Origin of the sequence: Ralstonia sp. Ralssp110 (assembly GCF_047325135.1) — a bacterium.
Taxonomy (GTDB): Bacteria; Pseudomonadota; Gammaproteobacteria; order Burkholderiales; family Burkholderiaceae; genus Ralstonia; species Ralstonia mojiangensis.
The window spans coordinates 2,203,130-2,221,406 of sequence record NZ_CP168610.1 but is presented as its reverse complement, the minus strand read 5'-3'; the positions used below and the strand labels follow the sequence as shown (position 1 = coordinate 2,221,406).

Annotated in this window: 22 protein-coding genes; 14 read left to right on the top strand and 8 right to left on the bottom strand. The window is 63.6% G+C overall.

Translation table 11 applies throughout. The features are described 5' to 3' along the window. Positions 1-23: 23 nt before the first annotated feature. From kdsA to ftsB, 4 genes are all read left to right on the top strand, one after another. On the top strand, positions 24-878 hold the full coding sequence (kdsA, locus tag ACEN9T_RS19300; protein ID WP_092971533.1) for a 3-deoxy-8-phosphooctulonate synthase: 855 nt from the start codon (positions 24-26) through the stop codon (positions 876-878). Positions 879-971: 93 nt separating this feature from the next. After that, positions 972-1,262, top strand: coding sequence for a DUF1330 domain-containing protein (locus ACEN9T_RS19295; protein ID WP_413706789.1), 291 nt, complete (start codon positions 972-974; stop codon positions 1,260-1,262). A gap of 54 nt (positions 1,263-1,316) precedes the next feature. Further along, positions 1,317-2,600: a phosphopyruvate hydratase gene (eno, locus tag ACEN9T_RS19290; protein WP_092971532.1), complete on the top strand. Its 1,284-nt coding sequence runs from the start codon at positions 1,317-1,319 to the stop codon at positions 2,598-2,600. Between the two features lie 91 nt (positions 2,601-2,691). Next, positions 2,692-3,027, top strand: coding sequence for a cell division protein FtsB (gene ftsB, locus ACEN9T_RS19285; RefSeq protein WP_252692910.1), 336 nt, complete (start codon positions 2,692-2,694; stop codon positions 3,025-3,027). Between the two features lie 57 nt (positions 3,028-3,084). Here the strand turns inward: ftsB and ACEN9T_RS19280 are convergent, their stop codons facing one another. The 3 genes from ACEN9T_RS19280 to ACEN9T_RS19270 form a co-directional block, all read right to left on the bottom strand. Next, positions 3,085-3,498, bottom strand: a complete 414-nt coding sequence (locus tag ACEN9T_RS19280) for a hypothetical protein (protein WP_413706788.1) — start codon at positions 3,496-3,498, stop codon at positions 3,085-3,087. A gap of 105 nt (positions 3,499-3,603) precedes the next feature. Then, positions 3,604-4,617, bottom strand: a complete 1,014-nt coding sequence (locus ACEN9T_RS19275; RefSeq protein ID WP_413706787.1) for an Hsp33 family molecular chaperone HslO — start codon at positions 4,615-4,617, stop codon at positions 3,604-3,606. Beyond that, positions 4,614-5,141: a gamma carbonic anhydrase family protein gene (locus ACEN9T_RS19270; protein ID WP_004626140.1), complete on the bottom strand. Its 528-nt coding sequence runs from the start codon at positions 5,139-5,141 to the stop codon at positions 4,614-4,616. Before ACEN9T_RS19270 ends, ACEN9T_RS19275 begins: the two co-directional genes overlap by 4 nt. 115 nt (positions 5,142-5,256) lie before the next feature. Between ACEN9T_RS19270 and ACEN9T_RS19265 the strand changes: the two genes are divergently transcribed. Then, positions 5,257-6,099 carry a ferritin-like domain-containing protein gene (locus ACEN9T_RS19265; protein ID WP_413706786.1) on the top strand — a complete coding sequence of 281 codons (843 nt, stop codon included), beginning with the start codon at positions 5,257-5,259 and terminating at the stop codon, positions 6,097-6,099. Positions 6,100-6,178: 79 nt separating this feature from the next. Continuing rightward, positions 6,179-7,096 carry an alpha/beta fold hydrolase gene (locus tag ACEN9T_RS19260; protein ID WP_413706785.1) on the top strand — a complete coding sequence of 306 codons (918 nt, stop codon included), beginning with the start codon at positions 6,179-6,181 and terminating at the stop codon, positions 7,094-7,096. 9 nt (positions 7,097-7,105) lie between these two features. Here ACEN9T_RS19260 and ACEN9T_RS19255 read toward each other — a convergent pair whose 3' ends face one another. The 3 genes from ACEN9T_RS19255 to ACEN9T_RS19245 are packed head-to-tail and all read right to left on the bottom strand — an operon-like array spanning position 7,106 to position 9,126. After that, a complete protein-coding gene (locus ACEN9T_RS19255) occupies positions 7,106-7,495 on the bottom strand; it encodes a thiol-disulfide oxidoreductase DCC family protein (protein ID WP_092971527.1) in 390 nt (129 codons plus the stop codon). Next, positions 7,492-8,037 (bottom strand): DUF4166 domain-containing protein, encoded by a 546-nt coding sequence (locus ACEN9T_RS19250; protein ID WP_092971526.1) that lies wholly within the window; start codon positions 8,035-8,037, stop codon positions 7,492-7,494. Before ACEN9T_RS19250 ends, ACEN9T_RS19255 begins: the two co-directional genes overlap by 4 nt. Before the next feature lie 9 nt (positions 8,038-8,046). Further along, the gene (locus tag ACEN9T_RS19245; protein ID WP_092971877.1) at positions 8,047-9,126 is read right to left on the bottom strand and encodes an NAD(P)/FAD-dependent oxidoreductase; all 1,080 of its coding nucleotides are present in this window, start codon (positions 9,124-9,126) and stop codon (positions 8,047-8,049) included. 149 nt (positions 9,127-9,275) lie between these two features. On the opposite strand from ACEN9T_RS19245, the gene ACEN9T_RS19240 reads away from it, so the two are divergent. The 8 genes from ACEN9T_RS19240 (at position 9,276) to ACEN9T_RS19205 (ending at position 16,397) form a co-directional block, all read left to right on the top strand. After that, the gene (locus ACEN9T_RS19240; RefSeq protein ID WP_413706784.1) at positions 9,276-10,136 is read left to right on the top strand and encodes a 3',5'-nucleoside bisphosphate phosphatase; all 861 of its coding nucleotides are present in this window, start codon (positions 9,276-9,278) and stop codon (positions 10,134-10,136) included. 13 nt (positions 10,137-10,149) lie between these two features. Continuing rightward, the gene (locus ACEN9T_RS19235; protein WP_413706783.1) at positions 10,150-10,773 is read left to right on the top strand and encodes an L-threonylcarbamoyladenylate synthase; all 624 of its coding nucleotides are present in this window, start codon (positions 10,150-10,152) and stop codon (positions 10,771-10,773) included. A 66-nt stretch (positions 10,774-10,839) separates the two neighbouring features. After that, complete coding sequence (locus ACEN9T_RS19230; RefSeq protein ID WP_092971523.1) at positions 10,840-11,505, top strand: site-2 protease family protein; 666 nt, start codon at positions 10,840-10,842, stop codon at positions 11,503-11,505. A gap of 21 nt (positions 11,506-11,526) precedes the next feature. Continuing rightward, on the top strand, positions 11,527-12,729 hold the full coding sequence (locus ACEN9T_RS19225; RefSeq protein ID WP_092971522.1) for a tryptophan--tRNA ligase: 1,203 nt from the start codon (positions 11,527-11,529) through the stop codon (positions 12,727-12,729). Positions 12,730-12,739: 10 nt separating this feature from the next. Beyond that, positions 12,740-13,306, top strand: coding sequence for a class I SAM-dependent methyltransferase (locus tag ACEN9T_RS19220; RefSeq protein ID WP_413706782.1), 567 nt, complete (start codon positions 12,740-12,742; stop codon positions 13,304-13,306). Between the two features lie 118 nt (positions 13,307-13,424). Then, positions 13,425-14,309 carry a 4-hydroxy-tetrahydrodipicolinate synthase gene (dapA, locus tag ACEN9T_RS19215; protein ID WP_413706781.1) on the top strand — a complete coding sequence of 295 codons (885 nt, stop codon included), beginning with the start codon at positions 13,425-13,427 and terminating at the stop codon, positions 14,307-14,309. A 71-nt stretch (positions 14,310-14,380) separates the two neighbouring features. Continuing rightward, the gene (bamC, locus tag ACEN9T_RS19210; RefSeq protein WP_092971519.1) at positions 14,381-15,577 is read left to right on the top strand and encodes an outer membrane protein assembly factor BamC; all 1,197 of its coding nucleotides are present in this window, start codon (positions 14,381-14,383) and stop codon (positions 15,575-15,577) included. 34 nt (positions 15,578-15,611) lie between these two features. Next, on the top strand, positions 15,612-16,397 hold the full coding sequence (locus ACEN9T_RS19205) for an MBL fold metallo-hydrolase (RefSeq protein ID WP_413706780.1): 786 nt from the start codon (positions 15,612-15,614) through the stop codon (positions 16,395-16,397). Between the two features lie 156 nt (positions 16,398-16,553). Here ACEN9T_RS19205 and ACEN9T_RS19200 read toward each other — a convergent pair whose 3' ends face one another. Continuing rightward, positions 16,554-16,799: a hypothetical protein gene (locus ACEN9T_RS19200; RefSeq protein ID WP_253536844.1), complete on the bottom strand. Its 246-nt coding sequence runs from the start codon at positions 16,797-16,799 to the stop codon at positions 16,554-16,556. Between the two features lie 238 nt (positions 16,800-17,037). After that, positions 17,038-18,267 carry a JmjC domain-containing protein gene (locus ACEN9T_RS19195; protein ID WP_413706779.1) on the bottom strand — a complete coding sequence of 410 codons (1,230 nt, stop codon included), beginning with the start codon at positions 18,265-18,267 and terminating at the stop codon, positions 17,038-17,040. Positions 18,268-18,277 lie beyond the last annotated feature (10 nt).

Sequence of the window (18,277 nt, the reverse complement as noted above, 5' to 3'; positions counted from 1 at the left end):
CGCGCTGGCGCACGGGAAATACGATGAAACTCTGCGATTTCGAAGTCGGCCTCGACAAACCGTTCTTCCTGATTGCCGGCACCTGCGTGATCGAATCCGAGCAGATGGCGATCGATACCGCCGGCACGCTCAAGGAGATCACGGGCGAGCTGGGCATTCCGTTCATCTACAAGTCGTCGTTCGACAAGGCGAATCGCTCGTCGGACGCCTCGTTCCGCGGTCTGGGCATGGAAGAGGGGCTGCGCATTCTGGCGGAAGTTCGTCGCCAGGTGGGCGTGCCGGTACTGACCGACATCCACGAGATCGACGAGATCAAGCCCGTGGCGGAAGTCGTGGACGTCCTGCAGACGCCGGCGTTCCTGTGCCGTCAGACCGATTTCATCCGCGCCTGCGCACAGAGCGGCAAGCCCGTTAACATCAAGAAGGGCCAGTTCCTCGCGCCGCACGACATGAAGAATGTCATCGACAAGGCGCGTCACGCTGCCCGCGATGCCGGTCTGCCGGAAGACAACTTCATGGCCTGCGAGCGCGGTGCCTCGTTCGGTTACAACAATCTCGTGTCGGACATGCGCTCGCTGGCGATCATGCGCGAGACGGGCGCGCCGGTTGTGTTCGACGCCACGCATTCGGTGCAATTGCCGGGCGGCCAGGGCACCAGCTCAGGCGGCCAGCGCGAGTTCGTGCCGGTGCTGGCACGTGCAGCCATTGCCACCGGCGTGTCGGGCGTCTTCATGGAAACGCACCCTGATCCCGCATGCGCAAAATCAGACGGCCCGAATGCTGTGCCGCTGCGCCGCATGAAAGACTTGCTGTCAGTACTGAAAGAACTGGATGCGCTCACCAAGCGCAGCGGTTTCCTGGAAAATCAGTTCGACTGATTTTTTCCCGACGACCGGCGGCTCCACCAGCCGCCGATGTCGTTTTCGGTTCGGCTCAGTTCAGTTTTTGTTTCCGCATCCGGAGAGAGACACATGGCCGCTGGCTACATCCTCGCGTACGTGGACGTGACAGACCCCGTGCAGTACGAGCAATACAAGACACTGTCCACCAAAGCCATGCAAGCGCACGGCGCCGAGCCGCTGGTGCGCGGCGGCAAGACCGAGCAGCTGGAGGGCGAGTGGAACCCTACCCGCATCGTCGTGCTCAAGTTCCCGAGCTATGACGCCGCCAAGTCGTTCTACGACAGCGAGGAATACCTGGCTGCGCGCAATGCGCGCGCCAAGGCTGCCAACATGAACATGATCGTGGTCGAAGGCGTTTAAGCCGTCTGTCGATCTCGTAGCGTTACCTGCTTTAAGACACCAAGAGGGATTTTCATGAGTGCCATCGTAGATATCATCGGTCGCGAAGTGCTGGACTCGCGCGGCAACCCCACCGTCGAATGCGACGTGCTGCTGGAATCGGGCGTGATGGGCCGTGCGGCGGTGCCGTCGGGCGCCTCCACCGGCTCGCGCGAAGCTATCGAGCTGCGTGACGGCGATAAGTCGCGCTACCTGGGCAAGGGCGTGCTCAAGGCCGTCGAGCACATCAACACCGAAATCTCCGAGGCCATCATGGGCCTGGACGCGTCGGAACAGGCTTTTCTGGACCGCACGCTGATTGATCTGGACGGTACCGAGAACAAGAGCCGCCTGGGCGCGAACGCCATGCTGGCTGTGTCGATGGCTGTTGCCAAAGCCGCCGCCGAAGAAGCTGGCCTGCCGCTGTATCGCTACTTCGGCGGTTCGGGCGCGATGCAGATGCCGGTGCCGATGATGAACATCGTCAACGGTGGCGCGCATGCCAACAACAGCCTGGACATCCAGGAATTCATGGTGATGCCGGTGGGCCAGTCGAGCTTCCGTGAAGCCCTGCGCTGCGGCGCAGAGATCTTCCATGCGCTGAAGAAGATCCTGGCTGACAAGGGCATGAGCACGGCCGTGGGCGACGAAGGCGGCTTCGCACCGAACTTCGCCAGCAACGAAGAGTGCCTGAACACCATCCTGTCGGCCATCGAGCAAGCTGGCTACAAGGCCGGTGAAGACGTGCTGCTGGCGCTGGACTGCGCCGCGTCCGAGTTCTACAAGGACGGCAAATACCACCTTGAAGGCGAAGGCCTGCAGCTGTCGTCGGAAGACTTCGCCAACTATCTGGCGAACCTGGCTGACAAGTTCCCGATCGTGTCGATCGAAGACGGCATGCATGAGAGCGACTGGGCCGGTTGGAAGATCTTGACCGAAAAGCTCGGCAAGAAAGTCCAACTGGTGGGCGACGACCTGTTCGTCACCAACACCAAGATCCTGAAGGAAGGCATCGAGAAGGGCATCGCCAACTCAATCCTCATCAAGATCAACCAGATCGGCACGCTGACCGAGACGTTTGCCGCCATCGAGATGGCCAAGCGCGCCGGATACACCGCCGTGATCTCGCACCGCTCGGGCGAAACCGAAGACAGCACGATTGCCGACATCGCTGTTGGCACGAACGCCGGCCAGATCAAGACGGGCTCGCTGTCGCGTTCGGACCGCATGGCCAAGTACAACCAGCTGCTGCGTATCGAAGAAGACCTCGGTGATATCGCCAGCTATCCGGGCAAGTCGGCGTTCTATAACCTGCGATAATCCCTCGCAGTTTTGCTCCGCATCACTGTGCGACCGCCGCTCTGGCGGTCGCATGGTATTTGGGGTCTGAGTACCGCCAACGCTTGTCTCTATGCGCCTGATTACGCTGTTCCTGCTGCTGTTGCTGCTTGCCATCCAGTACCCGCTTTGGCTGGGCAAGGGCGGCTGGCTGCGCGTGTGGGACATGCAGAAGCAGGTGACGGCGCAGAATCAGCGCAACGCTGAACTGAAGCAGCGCAACACCAAGCTCGAAGGCGAGGTGAAGGATTTGAAGGAAGGCACGGGCGCTATTGAAGAGCGCGCGCGCTATGAGCTGGGGATGGTTAAGGACGACGAAGGCTTCGTGCAGTTCGTCGCGCCGGCTCCGAAAACCAGCGAAACTCCGCCGCCGCCACCCCCTCCGGCGGGCCAGCAGACGCATCATTGAGTCTGCTATGCGAACGCGTCCTGCAGACACGATCGCCTTCAGGGCAACTTCGGGGATTTACCAGTAGTACGGATAACCCCACACGGGTGCCCCGTAGCTGACGCCCCAGCCGCCACGGTGCCGCCATCCGCTGCCGTAATACACCGAATAGCCTCCGTAGTACGGATACGGCGCGTAGTACGGCGTGGCTGCATAGGCTCGCGCTTCTGCATCGCGTTGGATGGCTTGATCGGATTCGCGCAGCGCCTTGGCATTCAGCGCATCGAGCTTCTTGCGGTCTTCCGCCGACAACGGCGCGGTTGCCGCAGCCTGCGTATCGTCCGGCAGCCGGGCAGTGTAGGGCGTACCGCCAGGGCCACGCGGCACGGCAACGCAGGCCGACGCCAGCAGCGCCGCACCAATCGGCAACGCCAGCGCGCCAGCGCGCGCGAGACTCAACGATCGCAAGAACGAGGAAGTGGGCTCAGACATGATGCGCTCCGCAGCAAGCGGCAGATGAAGAAACTGGCGACTTAGAGCGTGGGCGGCACCGATAAGTGCCGCGCGCCACGCGCACTTCATACTATGCCGCCGTGTTCAGTGGCGCTGGTCGGACGCGCCCTGGATGCCTTGCGCGACGGTCCCCTGTGCGAAGAGCTGTGCACAATCCACAGCGTCGAAGCTGTAGTGCTGGCCGCAGAATTCGCAGTCGATTTCCACCTTGCCACGCTCTTCCAGAATGCTGTCGACCTCGGGTTGGCCCAGCGTACGCAGCATGGCTCCCACTCGCAGGCGCGAGCACGAGCAGCGGAAACGCGGGGTTTGCGGCTCGAACATGCGAATGCCGGCTGCTTCCATTTCTTCCCAGTACAGGCGCTTGATGAGCGTGTCGATCGGCTGCTCGAGCAATTCGTCGCGTCGCAGCGTCTTGCCGAGCTGGCAAACGCGTTCCCACGTGTCCAGGTCTTGCTCCTGCACGTCCTTGTGCAGCGGCTGGCCGGTCTCGCCCACTTGTGCGGACACATGGCCCGTGCGGCCTTCCATGGCTCCGCCATACGAAGGCAAGCGTTGCAGCAACATGCCCGACGCGACCTTGCTGTCGGCGGCCAGCCACAGGCGCGTGTCCAGTTGCTCAGAGCTTTGCATGTAGTGCTCAAGCACTTCAGTGATGCTGGCGAGCGGCCCATTTTCGTCCGACAGCGGCACGATGCCCTGATACGGCTGCTGGCCCGGCAATTTGTCTTGCGGATCGAGCGTGATGGCGAAGCGTCCGTTGCCGTGCACGTTGACCATGGCGGCCAGCGTGGCGTCGTCGGCAATCTCGGCGCCTTCGGCAATCTTGGCGGTGGCGCGCATCGACAGGTCGGAGTTGCACTCCACGACCAGCATATGCACCGGCCCGTCGCCGTGCAGTTGCATGACGAGCGCGCCGTTGAACTTGAGGTTGGCTGACAGCAGCGCGGCGGCGGCCATCATCTCGCCCAGCAGCGTGCTGACCGGGCCAGGGTAACGGCGGCGGCTCAGCACCTCCTGCCACGTCCCTTCCAGGCGCACCAGTTCACCGCGCACGGGCGCGGCGTCGAATACAAATTTCTTCAGCTCGTCAGTCATCCATCGATCCGTTTCAGTTGCTGCTTGTACATCGCCTGACGCACCGCATACGTTTCGGTGTTCAGGTGCATTTTGGCGATGTCGTCTTCCGTCAGTTTGCGCACGGCCTTAGCGGGTGCGCCAAGAATGAGTGTGCCGTCTTCGAAGACCTTGCCTTCGGTGACGATCGCGCCCGCGCCTACCAGGCAGTTCTTGCCGATCACCGCGCGATTGAGCACCACCGCCTGGATGCCGATCAGCGAGCCTTCGCCGATCGTGCAACCGTGCAGCATGGCCTGGTGGCCGATCGTCACGCGGTCGCCGATGTTCAGCGGGCAGCCCGGATCGGTGTGCAGCACCGAGCCTTCCTGCACGTTGCTGGCCTCGCCTACGGTAATCGGCTCGTTGTCGCCACGGATGACGGCGCCGGGCCACACGCTCGCGCGTGCTTTCAGCTCCACGCGGCCGATGACGGTCGCTTCCGGGGCCACATAGGCGTTTGCGTCAATGGTCGGGGCAACATCGCCGAGTTGGTAGAGGGCCATGCGATCGGTCTCCAGAATCTGCGTAAATGGGGGAAATGGGCGCGTCTTCAAGCTTGCCGAGCGAGGCAGGCCGATGCGTCGAATTAAAATGGCGGAAAGTCCAAATTGTACGCTGATGACCGCTTCGCAGCCTTGCCCCAAGACGCCCACCGACACGCTGCGCCACGCTGCCTTGGCCGCGCTGTGCCTCACTGATCCTGTCAGCAAGGTGGACGCCACGCTGCGTCTGGGCGAGCGCGCCAAATGTGCCGACGACGCGAGGTGGGGCATTGATGAATCCATGGTGGCGCCAGAGGGCGGTGTCCCCGGCCGACCAGACGCGCCGCTGCTCGTGCCGCCTTCCGAGGTTCCGCGCCGTCGTGCGATCGATACGCCACGCGGTCGGGGCGCGCTGCTGCACGCGCTCGCGCACATCGAATTCAACGCCATCAACCTTGCGCTCGATGCCGTGTGGCGTTTTGCGGGGATGCCCGTGGCGTTCTACCAGGACTGGGCGCGCGTGGCCGCTGAAGAGGCCACGCACTTTTCGCTGCTTTCCGCCCATCTGGCAACGCTCGATTGCCGCTACGGCGATCACCCCGCCCACGACGGCTTGTGGCAGATGACGGAGAAAACCGCCGCCGATCCGCTCGCACGCATGGCGCTGGTGCCGCGCACGCTTGAGGCCCGCGGGTTGGACGCCTCGCCGCCGATTCGCGCCAAGCTGGCCCAGGCCGGCGATATGGCAGCGGCGAGCATTCTCGACATCATCCTGCGCGACGAGATCGGCCACGTTGCGGTCGGCAATCGCTGGTATCGCTGGCTGTGCGAGCGCGCCGGCCTGGACCCCGTGCCGACGTATCGCAAGCTGGCCGAGCAATACGGTGCGCCGCGATTGCGCGGGCCTTTCAACCTCGAGGCGCGCCGCCAGGCCGGTTTCGACGATGACGAAATTGCCGCGCTGGAAGCCTCGTTCTAAGCGCCACGGCGTTGCCCATCCACCGCTATAATTCCCGGAAAAAGAACGATCGTTCGATTTCTATTGGGTAACGGAAACCATGGACTCCACCACACAGCCTGCCGCGCGCCAGGCCTCCCGCTCAACATATCTGCCCGTGCGCGGCTTGCGCTATCACATCCGCGAATGGGGCGAACCCGGTGCGCCCATCCTGTTCCTGTTTCACGGGTGGATGGATGTGTCGGCGTCGTTCCAGTTTCTGGTCGATGCGCTGCGCGAGCGCTGGCATATCGTGGCGCCGGATTGGCGCGGCTACGGCCAGACCGCCCGGCCCACCGAGGGGCCCGGCGTCGAGAGCTATTGGTTTGCCGATTACGTGGCCGATCTCGAAGCCATCATCGATCACTACCAGCCGGAGGGGCAGGTGACGCTGGTGGGGCACAGCCTGGGCGCCAACGTGGTTTGCCTGTACGCGGGTATCCGACCCGAGCGCGTGCGGCGCGTCGTGGATCTGGAGGGCTTCGGCATGTCGGCGTCGAAGGCATCGCAGGCGCCGCGCCGCTATGCGCGCTGGCTTGACGAGCTGAAGGACAAGCCGCGCCTCAACACCTACGCCACCGTTGACGACGTCGCCGCGCGCCTGCAGAAGACCAATCCTCGTCTGCCGGCCGACAAGGCGGCATTTCTGGCGCAGCACTGGTCGAGCCAGAATGCCGAGGGCCGCTGGGAGATTCTTGGCGACCCTGCGCACAAGATCATCAATCCGCAGCTTTATCGGCTGGATGAAGTGATGGAAATCTGGCGCCGTGTGGCCGCGCCCGTGCTGCACGTCGAGGCAGTCGATTCACCCACCTTGAAGGCCATCGCGGGCGATGTGCCGCTGGCCGAGTTCAAGACGCGCTTTGCGGCGTTTCCTGATTTCCGTGAGGTGCTGATTGCGGATGCGGGGCACATGCTGCACCACGATCAGCCGGAACAGGTGGCTGCGCTGATCGAAGAGTTCTGTTTGCAGCGCTGAGCGGCAGGGTCAATCGAGAAAACGCTGTGCCGCACCGGGCGGTGGAAGGATGCAAGTGTCTGACCGCCCAAACCACCGATAGCGATTGCGAGCAACACGGCGATACAACGCGTCGCGCAGCGTTGCCGGGACCAGCCAGCCGATCCATGCCAACCGCCACGGCCAGCCGAGCGCATGCAGGATGCGCAGGACGGCGGCGCTTTCACGCCATGCACGGCCGTCTCGCACGAAGAGCACGGTATCCACGTCATCCGGATTCACGCCAGCCTGGGCGAGCAGTTGCCGTCCGGTTGCGCCCTGCATAGATGCGAAACGCAGCACGCCTTGCCGATCATGTCGCAGCAGAAACTGGATGGACCCGCTGCACAGCAGGCAGTGCGCATCGTAGACAACGATCATTCGCGCCCCACCGTTGTCAGGTCGAGATAACCTCGATATGCCGCAACCACGCCCAGCAAGGGCACGCTGGCGCGTACGTTGAAGTGGAAGCGGTCACCCTTCCCGGATTCCTCTGCCAACACGGCCGGCCGCAGCCACGCTGGGCACGGGACACCGAGGAAGCGCAAACCTTCCAGGCGCATCCGCAACACGCCGTGCTCCGCCTCCAGCGCAAAGAACAGACGCGCCGCACCGAGCCGTTCCGTGATGCGCCCCTCATGCAGCGACAACGTTGAGCGCATCGTGTGGCGCGGGAAATGGCGCGTCCAGGTTTCTTCCATGGCAGCGGCGTCGAGCGTGACGCGAATCGGGCCGCGTGTCGATGTGCGCGGCGTGCGGATGCACCAAGCAAGCCCGCGTGCGAGGCGCGAGGCGGGCGGATCTGTTTCAACTTCACCGTGCAGCGTCACTGCGCCGGTCATTCGGTGGAACGTTTGCACCGCCGGCGCCAGTTGCGCGTATCGCGCGCCGAGCACGGTTTCGTAGAGCGATAGCGCGCGCATGCGGACGACCTACTCGGCAGCCACATGCAGCTTCGTCTGCAGCCCCGCGTCGTTGCTCGAATGCGTATGCACGAGCGTCTTGTCCGGATTCGCGTAGCGGTACGCACGGCGCAGCGCCATCGCCACCTCGTGGAAGCCCGACAGAATCAGCTTCTGCTTGTTCGGATACAGCGCGATGTCGCCCGCCGCGAACACGCCCGGGCGCGACGTCTCGTACGCCGTCGTTTCCACCGTGATGCGGCCCGCGCGCATCTCTACCCCCCAGTTGACAATCGGGCCCGGCTCGGAAACCAGACCATACAGCGCGATCAGTTCATCGCAGGGCAGAACGGTTTCGCCATCGCGCCCCCGGATGGCCGCGCCGGTGAGTGTGCCGTCGGGCGTGCTGTCCAGACGCGAAAGCATGCCCAGCACGAAATCCATTTCGCCGGCGGCGACGGCAGCGCGCATTTCTGCGACGCTCGCATCCGCTGCGCGGAAGCCCTCTCGCCGATGGACCAGCGTCACGCGTGCGGCCACTTTTCGCAGCGCGAGCGCCCAGTCGAGCGCGGAATCCCCGCCGCCGGCGATGATGACGCGCTTGCCCGCAAAGCGCGCAGTGTCGCGCACGGCATAGTGCAGATGGCGGCCCTCCAGCGCGGCCGCTTCAGGCAAAGCCACGCGCTGTGGGGTGAACGCGCCGTTGCCTGCCGTGATGAGTACGGCGGCGCAATCGAACACGTCGCCAGCGCTGGTGGTGACGCGAAAGCGCTGGCCGTGCTCGCTTTCCAGCGTTTCCACGGTTTCCGCGCGGCGACCGCAGAGAATGGGGTAGTTGAACGGCGCGCACTGGGCCATTAGCCGGTCGACGAGTTCCTGCGCCGTACACGAAACCAGCGCAGGGATGTCATAGATCGGTTTTTCCGGGTACAACTCCGTGCATTGGCCGCCCGGGCGGTCCAATGCATCCACCAGCACACACGACATGCCGAGCACGCCCGCCTGGAAGGCTGCAAATAGGCCCACGGGCCCCGCACCCACGACGAGCACGTCAATGCGTTGCTCCACGGGCTGAGGGAAATCGGTGGCGAATGTAGCGGCGGAAGTCATGGCAAAGCGTCGAGAACGAAACAATGCGGCCACTATAGCCTGCAGCAAGCGGCGCACCGCGAACACCGCCACGGGCAGTCGGGTCTTCCGAATGTCGTTCCTTGGTGGGTGAGGCCCCCGGTTGCGCGCCGCAGCAGTAAAATGGCGGAATGCCAAACATCTCTGCCGCCTCCGCCCGAAATGCCGATCTGCACTGCCATTCCACGGTGTCAGACGGCATGCTTGCGCCGCAAGAAGTGGCCGCGCGCGCTGCCGCCCACGGTGTGACGCTCTGGGCGTTGACCGACCACGACGAAGTGGGTGGGCAGGCCGCCGCACGCGAAGCCGCAACGGCCTTGGGCATGGATTACCTCTCGGGCGTAGAGATTTCCGTGACCTGGGCGGGGCGCACGCTGCACATCGTCGGCCTGGGCATCGATCCGGACAACGCCGATCTGGTCCAGGGGCTGGAACGCACGCGCTCCGGCCGCTGCGCGCGCGCCGAAGACATCAGCGCTGCGCTTGCCAAGCTCGGCATCGAAGGCGCCTACGAGGGTGCGTTGGGCTACGCCGGCAATCCCGACATGGTCTCGCGCACCCATTTCGCCCGCTTCCTGGTCGAGCATGGCCACTGCCGCGACATCCATGAAGTGTTTGACCGCTACCTGGGTGACGGCAAGCCGGGCTACGTGCCGCATCGCTGGGCGCGCCTGGCCGACGCGATCAACTGGATCAAGGGCGCGGGCGGTGTCGCGGTGATGGCGCATCCTGGGCGTTACACGCTGTCGCTGGTCGAGCACGGCGCGCTGTTCGATGAATTCAAGGCGCTGGGCGGCGAGGGCGTCGAGGTCATCACCGGCAGCCATACGCCCGACCAATATGCGTTGTACGCCGACGTGGCCCGCCGTTACGGTCTGCTGGCGTCACGCGGTTCAGACTTCCACGGCCCGGGCGAGGGCCGCGTCGAACTCGGCACGCTGCCGCCGCTGCCCGACAACCTGACGCCGGTGTGGAGCCGGTGGATGTCCTGATCACGCGGCGGCCATGTCCCAGTTCTTCCAGATTCACCCGACCACCCCGCAAGGGCGCTTGATTCGCCAGGCCGCGGAGATCATCCGAGCCGGCGGCTTGGTCGCGCTGCCCACCGATTCCTGCTACGCGCTCGCCTGCCATCTGGACGACAAATCGGCCGTCGAGCGCCTGCGCCGCGTGCGCGGAATCGACGAAAAGCACCACCTCACGCTGATGTGCCGCGACCTTTCCGAGCTGGCCACGTTTGCGCGCGTCGACAACAAGCAGTACCGCGTGCTGAAGGCGGCGACGCCGGGGCCGTTCGTCTTCCTGCTGGAGGCGACCAAGGAGGTGCCGCGCCGGCTCTCGCACCCGTCGCGCAAGACAATCGGCCTGCGCGTACCGGAACACGCGATTCCCCTCGCGCTGATGGCCGAACTGGGTGAGCCGCTGCTCTCGGCCACGCTGCAGCTGCCCGGCGACGACGAACCGCTCAACGAGGCAGAGGCCATTCGGGATCGGCTTGAAAAGCAGCTCGAACTCGTCATCGACGGCGGCCCGGCCCCGGCAGAACCGACTACGGTTATTGACTTGACGAGCGGCGAGCCTGAACTCGTGCGCCAGGGCCGGGGTGATCCGGCTCGCGTGGGCCTGTAGGCGAGGCCTTGGCGCGCGCTTCGGTGGCGCCGTGCCGTGGCGCGCGCTTGCTACAATAGCCCGCCTATGGACCCCACACTGATCCAAAACATCGCGGTTTACGCGATTCCCGTGCTGTTTGCCATCACGCTGCATGAGGCGGCGCATGGCTATGTCGCCAAGCATTTCGGCGACGACACGGCCTATGTCATGGGCCGCATCAGCATTAATCCGCTGCGGCACATCGATCCCATCGGCACGATTGCGATGCCGTTGCTGCTCTATTTCGCAACCAAAGGCGCTTTCGTGTTCGGCTATGCCAAGCCTGTGCCGGTGCGCTTCGGCCGTCTACGCGATCCGCGCTGGCATGGCATGTGGGTGGCCCTGGCGGGGCCGGCCACCAACTTTGTCCAGGCGATCTTCTGGGGCGTGCTGGCAGTTGTGTTCGCGATGGGCGGGGTGAACGAGCCGTTCCTGATTGGCATGGCGCGCGCTGGCATTCTCGTCAATATGGTGATGGCGGCGTTCAACATGTTTCCGCTGCCCCCGCTCGATGGCGGGCGCGTGCTGGCAGCACTCCTGCCGCCTCGGATGGCGCTTGGCCTGTCGCGCATCGAACCGTTCGGTTTTTTCATCGTGATGGCGTTGATCATTTCCAACGTCATCACCAATGTCTGGATGCGCCCAATCATGGCGCTGCTGTTTCAACTGCTGCAGTGGATTCTGAGCCCGCTGCAGATGCTGTTTTCCTGAGTCTTCAACTCCATTTCCCACATGTTTCCTGACCGCGTTCTCTCCGGCATGCGTCCGACCGGTGCTCTGCACCTGGGGCATTACCACGGCGTCCTGAAAAACTGGGTCCGGCTGCAAGCCGAGTACCCGTGCTTCTTCTTCGTCGCCGATTGGCATGCGCTGACCACGCACTACGAGTCGCCCGAGGTGATCGCGGAATCGGTGTGGGAAATGTTGATCGACTGGCTTGCTGCCGGCGTCGATCCGACACAGGCCACGCTGTTCATCCAGAGCCGTGTGCCCGAGCACGCCGAGCTGTTCCTCCTGCTCTCGATGGGCACACCGCTAGGCTGGCTTGAGCGCGTGCCGACATACAAGGATCAAATCGAGAAGCTCAAGGAGAAGGACCTTTCCACCTACGGCTTCCTCGGCTACCCGCTGCTGCAGGCCGCCGACATCTTGATCTACCGCGCCGGTTTTGTCCCGGTCGGCGAAGACCAAGTGCCGCACGTCGAGATGACGCGCGAAGTTGCCCGCCGCTTCAACTACCTCTATGGCCGCGAGCTGGGCTTCGAGGAGAAAGCGCTGGAAGCGGCCAAGAAGCTCGGCGGCAAGCGCGCCAAGCTGTATCTGGAACTGCGCACCGCGTACCAGGAGCGTGGCGAAGACGAGGCTCTGGAGCAGGCGCGCGCGCTGTTGGCCGAGTCGCAGAGCCTTTCAATGGGCGACCGCGAACGCCTGTTCGGCTACCTGGAAGGTGCCCGCAAGATCATCCTGCCTGAGCCGCAGGTGCTGCTGACCGAGGCTTCCCGCATGCCGGGTCTCGACGGCCAGAAGATGTCCAAGTCGTACGGCAACACGATCCGCATGCGCGAGGACAAGGAAACCGTCGAGAAAAAGGTCCGCACCATGCCGACCGACCCGGCCCGCGTGCGCCGCACTGATCCAGGCGACCCGGACAAGTGCCCGGTCTGGCAATTGCACCAGGTCTACTCCGACGCCGACACGAAAGAATGGGTGCAGAAGGGCTGCCGCAGCGCCGGCATCGGCTGCCTGGAGTGCAAGCAACCCGTGATCGAGGGCATTCTGCGCGAACAGCAGCCGATGCTCGAACGCGCGCAGAAATACATGGACGATCCGTCCCTGCTGCGCGCCATCATCGCCGATGGCTGCGACAACGCTCGCAAGGTCACGCAAGAGACCATGCGGGAGGTGCGCGAGGCGATGGGTCTGACGTATAGCTGATGGGCCGGTGATGTCTGCTGTCGCATTGGATCCGCACACGCTGGCTGCGCCATCGCCGTGGGTGGCGCGTTGGGCGGCTGAACTGCCTGCCGGCACCTCCGTTCTGGATGTGGCTTGCGGCAGCGGCCGCCACGTACGTTGGCTCGCTGCACGCGGCCTGCAGGTGACGGGCATCGACCGCGATGCGGCGGCGCTTTCGGGCCTGGCGGGCATCGCCCAAACCATCGTCGCCGACATCGAAGGGAACCCGTGGCCGTTGCCCGCCGGTGCCACTTTCGATGCCGTCGTCGTCACGAATTACTTGCACCGACCGCTCTGGCCGCGCTTGCTGGCGGCCGTCGCGCCGGGCGGCCGCCTGATCTACGAAACCTTTGCCGTCGGAAACGAAACCGTCGGGAAGCCGTCCAATCCTGCGTTCCTGCTGGCGCCCGGCGAACTGCTCGACGCCGTGCGCGGCCAGTTGCGGGTAATTGGCTACGAGGATGGCTTTCTCGAGTCACCCCGAGAAGCTTACATGCAGCGGGTTTGCGCAGTTCGCGAGCCGGCCGGGTCGGTTGCGCCGCGCTACGCACTTTGAAGTTGCTGAGGACGGCGGCTTACCCGTCTCTTGGCGGGTCTCAGATGTGGCGAATCCGTTCTGACGATCCGGTACAATCCGACTGTTTACGTTCACGCTTTTGTCTGCTTTCGAAACCATGATCCAGATTTCCGGCAGTCTCGTCGCCATCGTCACGCCCATGCACGAGGACGGCAGCCTTGATTTTCCGTCCCTGCGCAAGCTCATCGACTGGCACATCGCCGAAGGCACCGACGGCATCGTGATCGTCGGCACCAGCGGTGAATCGCCGACGGTGTCGGTCGAAGAGCACCGTGAGTTGATCCGCGTGGCGGTCGAGCAGGCCAGCAAGCGCGTCCCCATCATTGCAGGCACCGGCGGCAACTCCACAACTGAGGCGGTCGAGCTGACGGCCTACGCAAAGCAGGTCGGCGCAGATGCCTCCCTGCAGGTCGTGCCGTACTACAACAAGCCGACGCAGGAAGGGATGTACCTGCACTTCCGCAAGGTGGCCGAGTCGGTTGATCTGCCTGTCATCCTGTACAACGTGCCGGGCCGCACGGTGGCCGATATGACGGTCGAAACCATGCTGCGTCTGGCCGAAGTGCCGGGCATCATCGGCGTGAAGGAAGCCACCGGCAACATTGACCGCGCCGCACACCTCATCAAGGGCGCTCCGGACTCGTTCAAGATTTACAGCGGGGATGACCCGACGGCCATTGCGCTGATGCTGCTGGGGGGCCACGGGAACATTTCCGTGACGGCCAACGTAGCGCCGCGCGCCATGCACGAGCTGTGCGTAGCCGCCATGCGCGGCGACGTGGAAACGGCTCGCCGTATTCATATGCAACTGCTGTCGGTGCACAAGAATCTGTTCGTGGAGTCGAACCCGATTCCCGTCAAGTGGGCGCTCCAGGCCATGGGCAAGATGGAAGGCGGCATTCGCCTGCCGTTGACGCCGCTGGCATCCCAGTATCACGAGGTTGTGCGCGCATCCCTGAAGGATGCCGGGCTGCTCTCCTGATTGTTTCAAGGTCCCCTCCAGACGCTTCTGGGCCCTTAAGCCATCGTTCTCATCTGAAGGATCGCAAGTCAATGAAACTGCACCAAACCCGTCGCGGGGCTGTGGCGACGTCCGCTCAACTGTTGCTGGCCGCGCTGTCGGTTGCCCTGATTTCCGGTTGCGATACCGTCAATGAGGTGATGCAGCCGGACCGCATCGATTACAAATCGCAGGCAAAGAAGGGTCCGACGCTTGAAGTCCCGCCCGACCTGACCGGCATCCAGGCTGACCGCCGCTATGCCGCGCCTGATACGGGCACGACCACGCTCTCGGCCTACACGTCGACTGCGCCCAAGGTCACGACGCCTGGTTCGGGCACCGACAACGTGCTGCCCGCCGTGTCTGACATGCGCATCGAGCGCGATGGCAATCAGCGCTGGCTTGTCGTGAAGACCACGCCGGACGCCCTGTGGCCGCAATTGCGTACGTTCTGGCAAGAACTCGGCTTCCTGCTGGTGATCGACTCGCCCGAGACCGGCATCATGGAAACCGACTGGGCGGAGAACCGGGCGAAGATTCCGCAGGACATCATCCGCCGCACTGTAGGCAAGGTGTTCGATGGCCTGTACTCGACGTCGGAGCGCGACAAATTCCGCACCCGCATTGAGAAGGGTCCGAATGGTTCGGTCGAGGTCTACATCTCGCATCGCGGCGCCCAGGAACAACTGGTCGGTTCGTCCAAGGACCAGACCGTGTGGACGCCGCGTCCAGCCGATCCGGAACTCGAAGCGGAATTCCTCTCGCGCCTGATGCAGCGTCTGGGCGCCAGCAAGGAAGCTGCGCAGCAGAAGCTTGCGCAAACACAGGCTGCGCACCCGGTGCAAGACGGCACGAAGGCTGAACCGGCGCCGCGTACCGGCCCGTCGTTGCTGACGCAATCGAATGGCCAGCCGGTCCTGCAGGTGCCGGAGCCCTTCGATCGCGCTTGGCGTACCGTGGGCTTGGCACTGGACCGCGTGAACTTCACCGTGGATGATCGCGACCGCTCGCAAGGCGTGTACTTCGTCCGCTATGCTGATACGCGTGCTGAAGCCAACGCACCGGGCTTCTTCTCGCGCCTGTTCTCGGGCACGAAGATTGAAGACCTCAAGCGCGCCAAGCGTTACCGCGTAGTTGTGAAGGACGCGGGCACGTCGTCGACGGTTCTGGTGCAGAACGACGATGGCTCGGCGCAGACCGGCGACATCGGCAAGCGCATCCTGTCGCTGCTCGACGAGCAACTGCGGTAATCGGCATCATGCAGTACGGCTGCCTGGGTGGGCGATGACACTGAAATTCGCCAGCCTTGGCAGTGGCAGTGAAGGGAATGCGCTGCTCGTCGAATCCTCGAGCGGAGCGACGTGCACGCGCATTCTTCTGGATTGCGGATTCGGTATCCGCGAGACCGTTCGGCGGCTCGAACGCTTGGGCTGTACGCCGGAATCCCTCAACGCCATCCTCGTCACGCACGAGCATAGCGATCACGTTGGCAGCGCCTATGCGGTTGCCGCCAAATTCAATATCCCCGTCTGGACCAGCCACGGCACGTATCGCGCCACGGAAAGCCTGCGCGGCGCCGACCGGGCGGCAGTGCGCTTCTGCCGCGCCGACGATATGTTCTGTGTCGGCGATCTGCAGATATTGCCGTACACCGTGCCGCACGACGCGCGCGAGCCGCTGCAGTTTGTTTTCAATGACGGTGCGAGGCGCCTGGGTGTGCTGACCGATGCCGGCATGTCGACGGAATACCTCTGCACCCGTCTAGTGGGCATGCATGCCCTCGTACTCGAATGCAATCACGACCGGGAGATGCTGGCCAATTCAGCCTATCCGTGGTCATTGAAGCGTCGTATCGGTGGAGATTTTGGCCACCTGGCCAATGACATCGCCGCCGCAATCCTCACGCGCGTGCGCCACGACGCGTTGCATACGGTGGTGGCTGCGCATCTGTCCAAGCAGAACAACACGCCGTTATTGGCTGCTGAGGCGATCGCCGTGCCCCTGGGAGCTAGTGTGGAAGACGTGCCGATTGCGGATCAGGAAGAGGGGCTGCTCTGGCGCACCGTTTGAGGGCGCTAGGTTCGATCGAAACGGCTTGTAAGATTCAGAAACAACTTTGAATGGCGGATGGGCCACGGAGTTGCAGCCAGAATGCTCCAGCGCCAGATTGCGCTCATGAAAAAAGCCGACCCGGAGGTCGGCTTTTTTGTCTCGCGAGAAACGCGATTATTGCTTAGCAGCCGGAGCCGAAGCGTCAGCAGCCGGAGCCGATGCAGCAGCGTCCGAGGCAGCTGGAGCAGCAGCAGCGTCCGAAGCAGCGGGAGCAGCAGCAGCGTCCGAAGCAGCCGGAGCGGCAGCGGCCGGAGCCGAAGCTTCCGGAGCGGCGGCCGGAGCAGCAGCTTCTTCCTTCTTACCGCAAGCAGCCAGAGCCACAGCAGCCATCAGCGAGGCGATCAGGAGAGACTTTTTCATTTTTTCGATCCTTAAACTGAATATGGAAAGCGGACAACAGAAAGGCGATGAATAATTACCGGTAATTATCGCTCAGGTACTACACCTTCTTCTATGCTGGCAGCCAAGTCGCACGAGGGCTGCTCGGCCTGCAAGCTAGCGTCGGATTATAGCGAGCTTTACCTACCCTGTGTAGCGGAGTCGGGGCTGACGCACGTGCGATTCAGACGCTTTTGTAACGATCTGTTTCAGCGCGGAATTATCGCTGCGCGGGGCCGGCCAGCCTAAGCCAGCCTTCTTCGTACCATGCATGCAGCGTATCCATCAGATCCGGTAAGCCGGCCGCCGCATCAACAGAAGCACCGCTTGCACGACGTGCGTCCGCCAACGCGGAGAGCCACGCAAGCAGCGTTCCCGAAGGCTCGAACGTATCGCCGTTGATCCAGAACCGGTGCGCGTCATACAGTGCCTGCGTGCGGGCGTCGAGCACGATGCCTTCCTTGCGCGCCCGGGCTGTGAAGCGGGCGAGTGGCAACCGGGGCTGCGTGACGAAGTCGACGTGATCCTTTGGCTCGGAAAGGTACGCGCCGAGGAATTCACCGACGAGTTCGGGCGTCCAGCGCAATGCGTTGAGCTTCTGAGCAAGCGCCTTGACCATGGCAGCGGGCAGCTCGCCGGGGCGGGCCGTGGGTTTCTGTTCGGGGTCGGCGTAACGGCCTTCGAAGTTGGGATCGTCTTCCAGCGTTTGCGACAGGAAGCCCAAGAAGTGGCCGGCCAGTTCACGGTACGAGGGTGAGCGGAAACCAATCGAGTACGTCATGCAGTCGCCCTCGGCTACGCCATCGTGTGCGTAGTGCGGGGGCAGATACAGCATGTCGCCGGGCTCGAGCACAAATTCCTCTTCAGGCTGGAAGTTGGCCAGGATTTTGAGCGGTAGATCGGGGACGAGCGTGAGATCGTCCTGGGCGGAAATGCGCCAGCGGCGTTTGCCATGGGCCTGCAGCAGGAACACGTCGTACGAATCGAAGTGCGGGCCAACGCCGCCGCCGTCGGTGGCGAAGCTGATCATCACGTCATCGAGCCGCGCGTCGGGAATGAATCGGAAACGCTGCATGAGCGCCTCGACTGCCGGCTCGACGAGGTTTGCGCCTTGCACAAGCACCGACCAGTTGCGCGTCTTGCGGGAAGGCAGCGGACGTTCGTCAAAGGGGCCGTGGTTGAACGACCAGCGCCCGCGCGATTGCGCAATCAGGCGGGACTCGACGTCGGGACGCGCAGCCAGGGCAAGTACACGTTCTGGTGATAGTGGAAAGTGCAGTGCACGCATCTCTTCCGGAGAGAGTGCTTGCCGGATCAGCAGAGGCTTTTTCTGCCAGTGCGTGCGCATGAAGTCGCGCGGCGAAAGCCCGCCAAGGAGTTGCGCCGGACGCTCTATCGGAAGGGCGGGTTGGACGCCGCCATCGGCAGCGTATAATGGGACTTCGTTCATGGAGTGCGCA

Bases quoted from the DNA above. Each gene is read 5' to 3' on its own strand.
- kdsA (WP_092971533.1), top strand. From the start codon at position 24: ATGAAACTCTGCGATTTCGAAGTCGGCCTCGACAAACCGTTCTTCCTG.
- ACEN9T_RS19295 (WP_413706789.1), top strand. From the start codon at position 972: ATGGCCGCTGGCTACATCCTCGCGTACGTGGACGTGACAGACCCCGTG.
- eno (WP_092971532.1), top strand. From the start codon at position 1,317: ATGAGTGCCATCGTAGATATCATCGGTCGCGAAGTGCTGGACTCGCGC.
- ftsB (WP_252692910.1), top strand. From the start codon at position 2,692: ATGCGCCTGATTACGCTGTTCCTGCTGCTGTTGCTGCTTGCCATCCAG.
- ACEN9T_RS19280 (WP_413706788.1), bottom strand. From the start codon at position 3,498: ATGTCTGAGCCCACTTCCTCGTTCTTGCGATCGTTGAGTCTCGCGCGC.
- ACEN9T_RS19275 (WP_413706787.1), bottom strand. From the start codon at position 4,617: ATGACTGACGAGCTGAAGAAATTTGTATTCGACGCCGCGCCCGTGCGC.
- ACEN9T_RS19270 (WP_004626140.1), bottom strand. From the start codon at position 5,141: ATGGCCCTCTACCAACTCGGCGATGTTGCCCCGACCATTGACGCAAAC.
- ACEN9T_RS19265 (WP_413706786.1), top strand. From the start codon at position 5,257: ATGACCGCTTCGCAGCCTTGCCCCAAGACGCCCACCGACACGCTGCGC.
- ACEN9T_RS19260 (WP_413706785.1), top strand. From the start codon at position 6,179: ATGGACTCCACCACACAGCCTGCCGCGCGCCAGGCCTCCCGCTCAACA.
- ACEN9T_RS19255 (WP_092971527.1), bottom strand. From the start codon at position 7,495: ATGATCGTTGTCTACGATGCGCACTGCCTGCTGTGCAGCGGGTCCATC.
- ACEN9T_RS19250 (WP_092971526.1), bottom strand. From the start codon at position 8,037: ATGCGCGCGCTATCGCTCTACGAAACCGTGCTCGGCGCGCGATACGCG.
- ACEN9T_RS19245 (WP_092971877.1), bottom strand. From the start codon at position 9,126: ATGACTTCCGCCGCTACATTCGCCACCGATTTCCCTCAGCCCGTGGAG.
- ACEN9T_RS19240 (WP_413706784.1), top strand. From the start codon at position 9,276: ATGCCAAACATCTCTGCCGCCTCCGCCCGAAATGCCGATCTGCACTGC.
- ACEN9T_RS19235 (WP_413706783.1), top strand. From the start codon at position 10,150: ATGTCCCAGTTCTTCCAGATTCACCCGACCACCCCGCAAGGGCGCTTG.
- ACEN9T_RS19230 (WP_092971523.1), top strand. From the start codon at position 10,840: ATGGACCCCACACTGATCCAAAACATCGCGGTTTACGCGATTCCCGTG.
- ACEN9T_RS19225 (WP_092971522.1), top strand. From the start codon at position 11,527: ATGTTTCCTGACCGCGTTCTCTCCGGCATGCGTCCGACCGGTGCTCTG.
- ACEN9T_RS19220 (WP_413706782.1), top strand. From the start codon at position 12,740: ATGTCTGCTGTCGCATTGGATCCGCACACGCTGGCTGCGCCATCGCCG.
- dapA (WP_413706781.1), top strand. From the start codon at position 13,425: ATGATCCAGATTTCCGGCAGTCTCGTCGCCATCGTCACGCCCATGCAC.
- bamC (WP_092971519.1), top strand. From the start codon at position 14,381: ATGAAACTGCACCAAACCCGTCGCGGGGCTGTGGCGACGTCCGCTCAA.
- ACEN9T_RS19205 (WP_413706780.1), top strand. From the start codon at position 15,612: ATGACACTGAAATTCGCCAGCCTTGGCAGTGGCAGTGAAGGGAATGCG.
- ACEN9T_RS19200 (WP_253536844.1), bottom strand. From the start codon at position 16,799: ATGAAAAAGTCTCTCCTGATCGCCTCGCTGATGGCTGCTGTGGCTCTG.
- ACEN9T_RS19195 (WP_413706779.1), bottom strand. From the start codon at position 18,267: ATGAACGAAGTCCCATTATACGCTGCCGATGGCGGCGTCCAACCCGCC.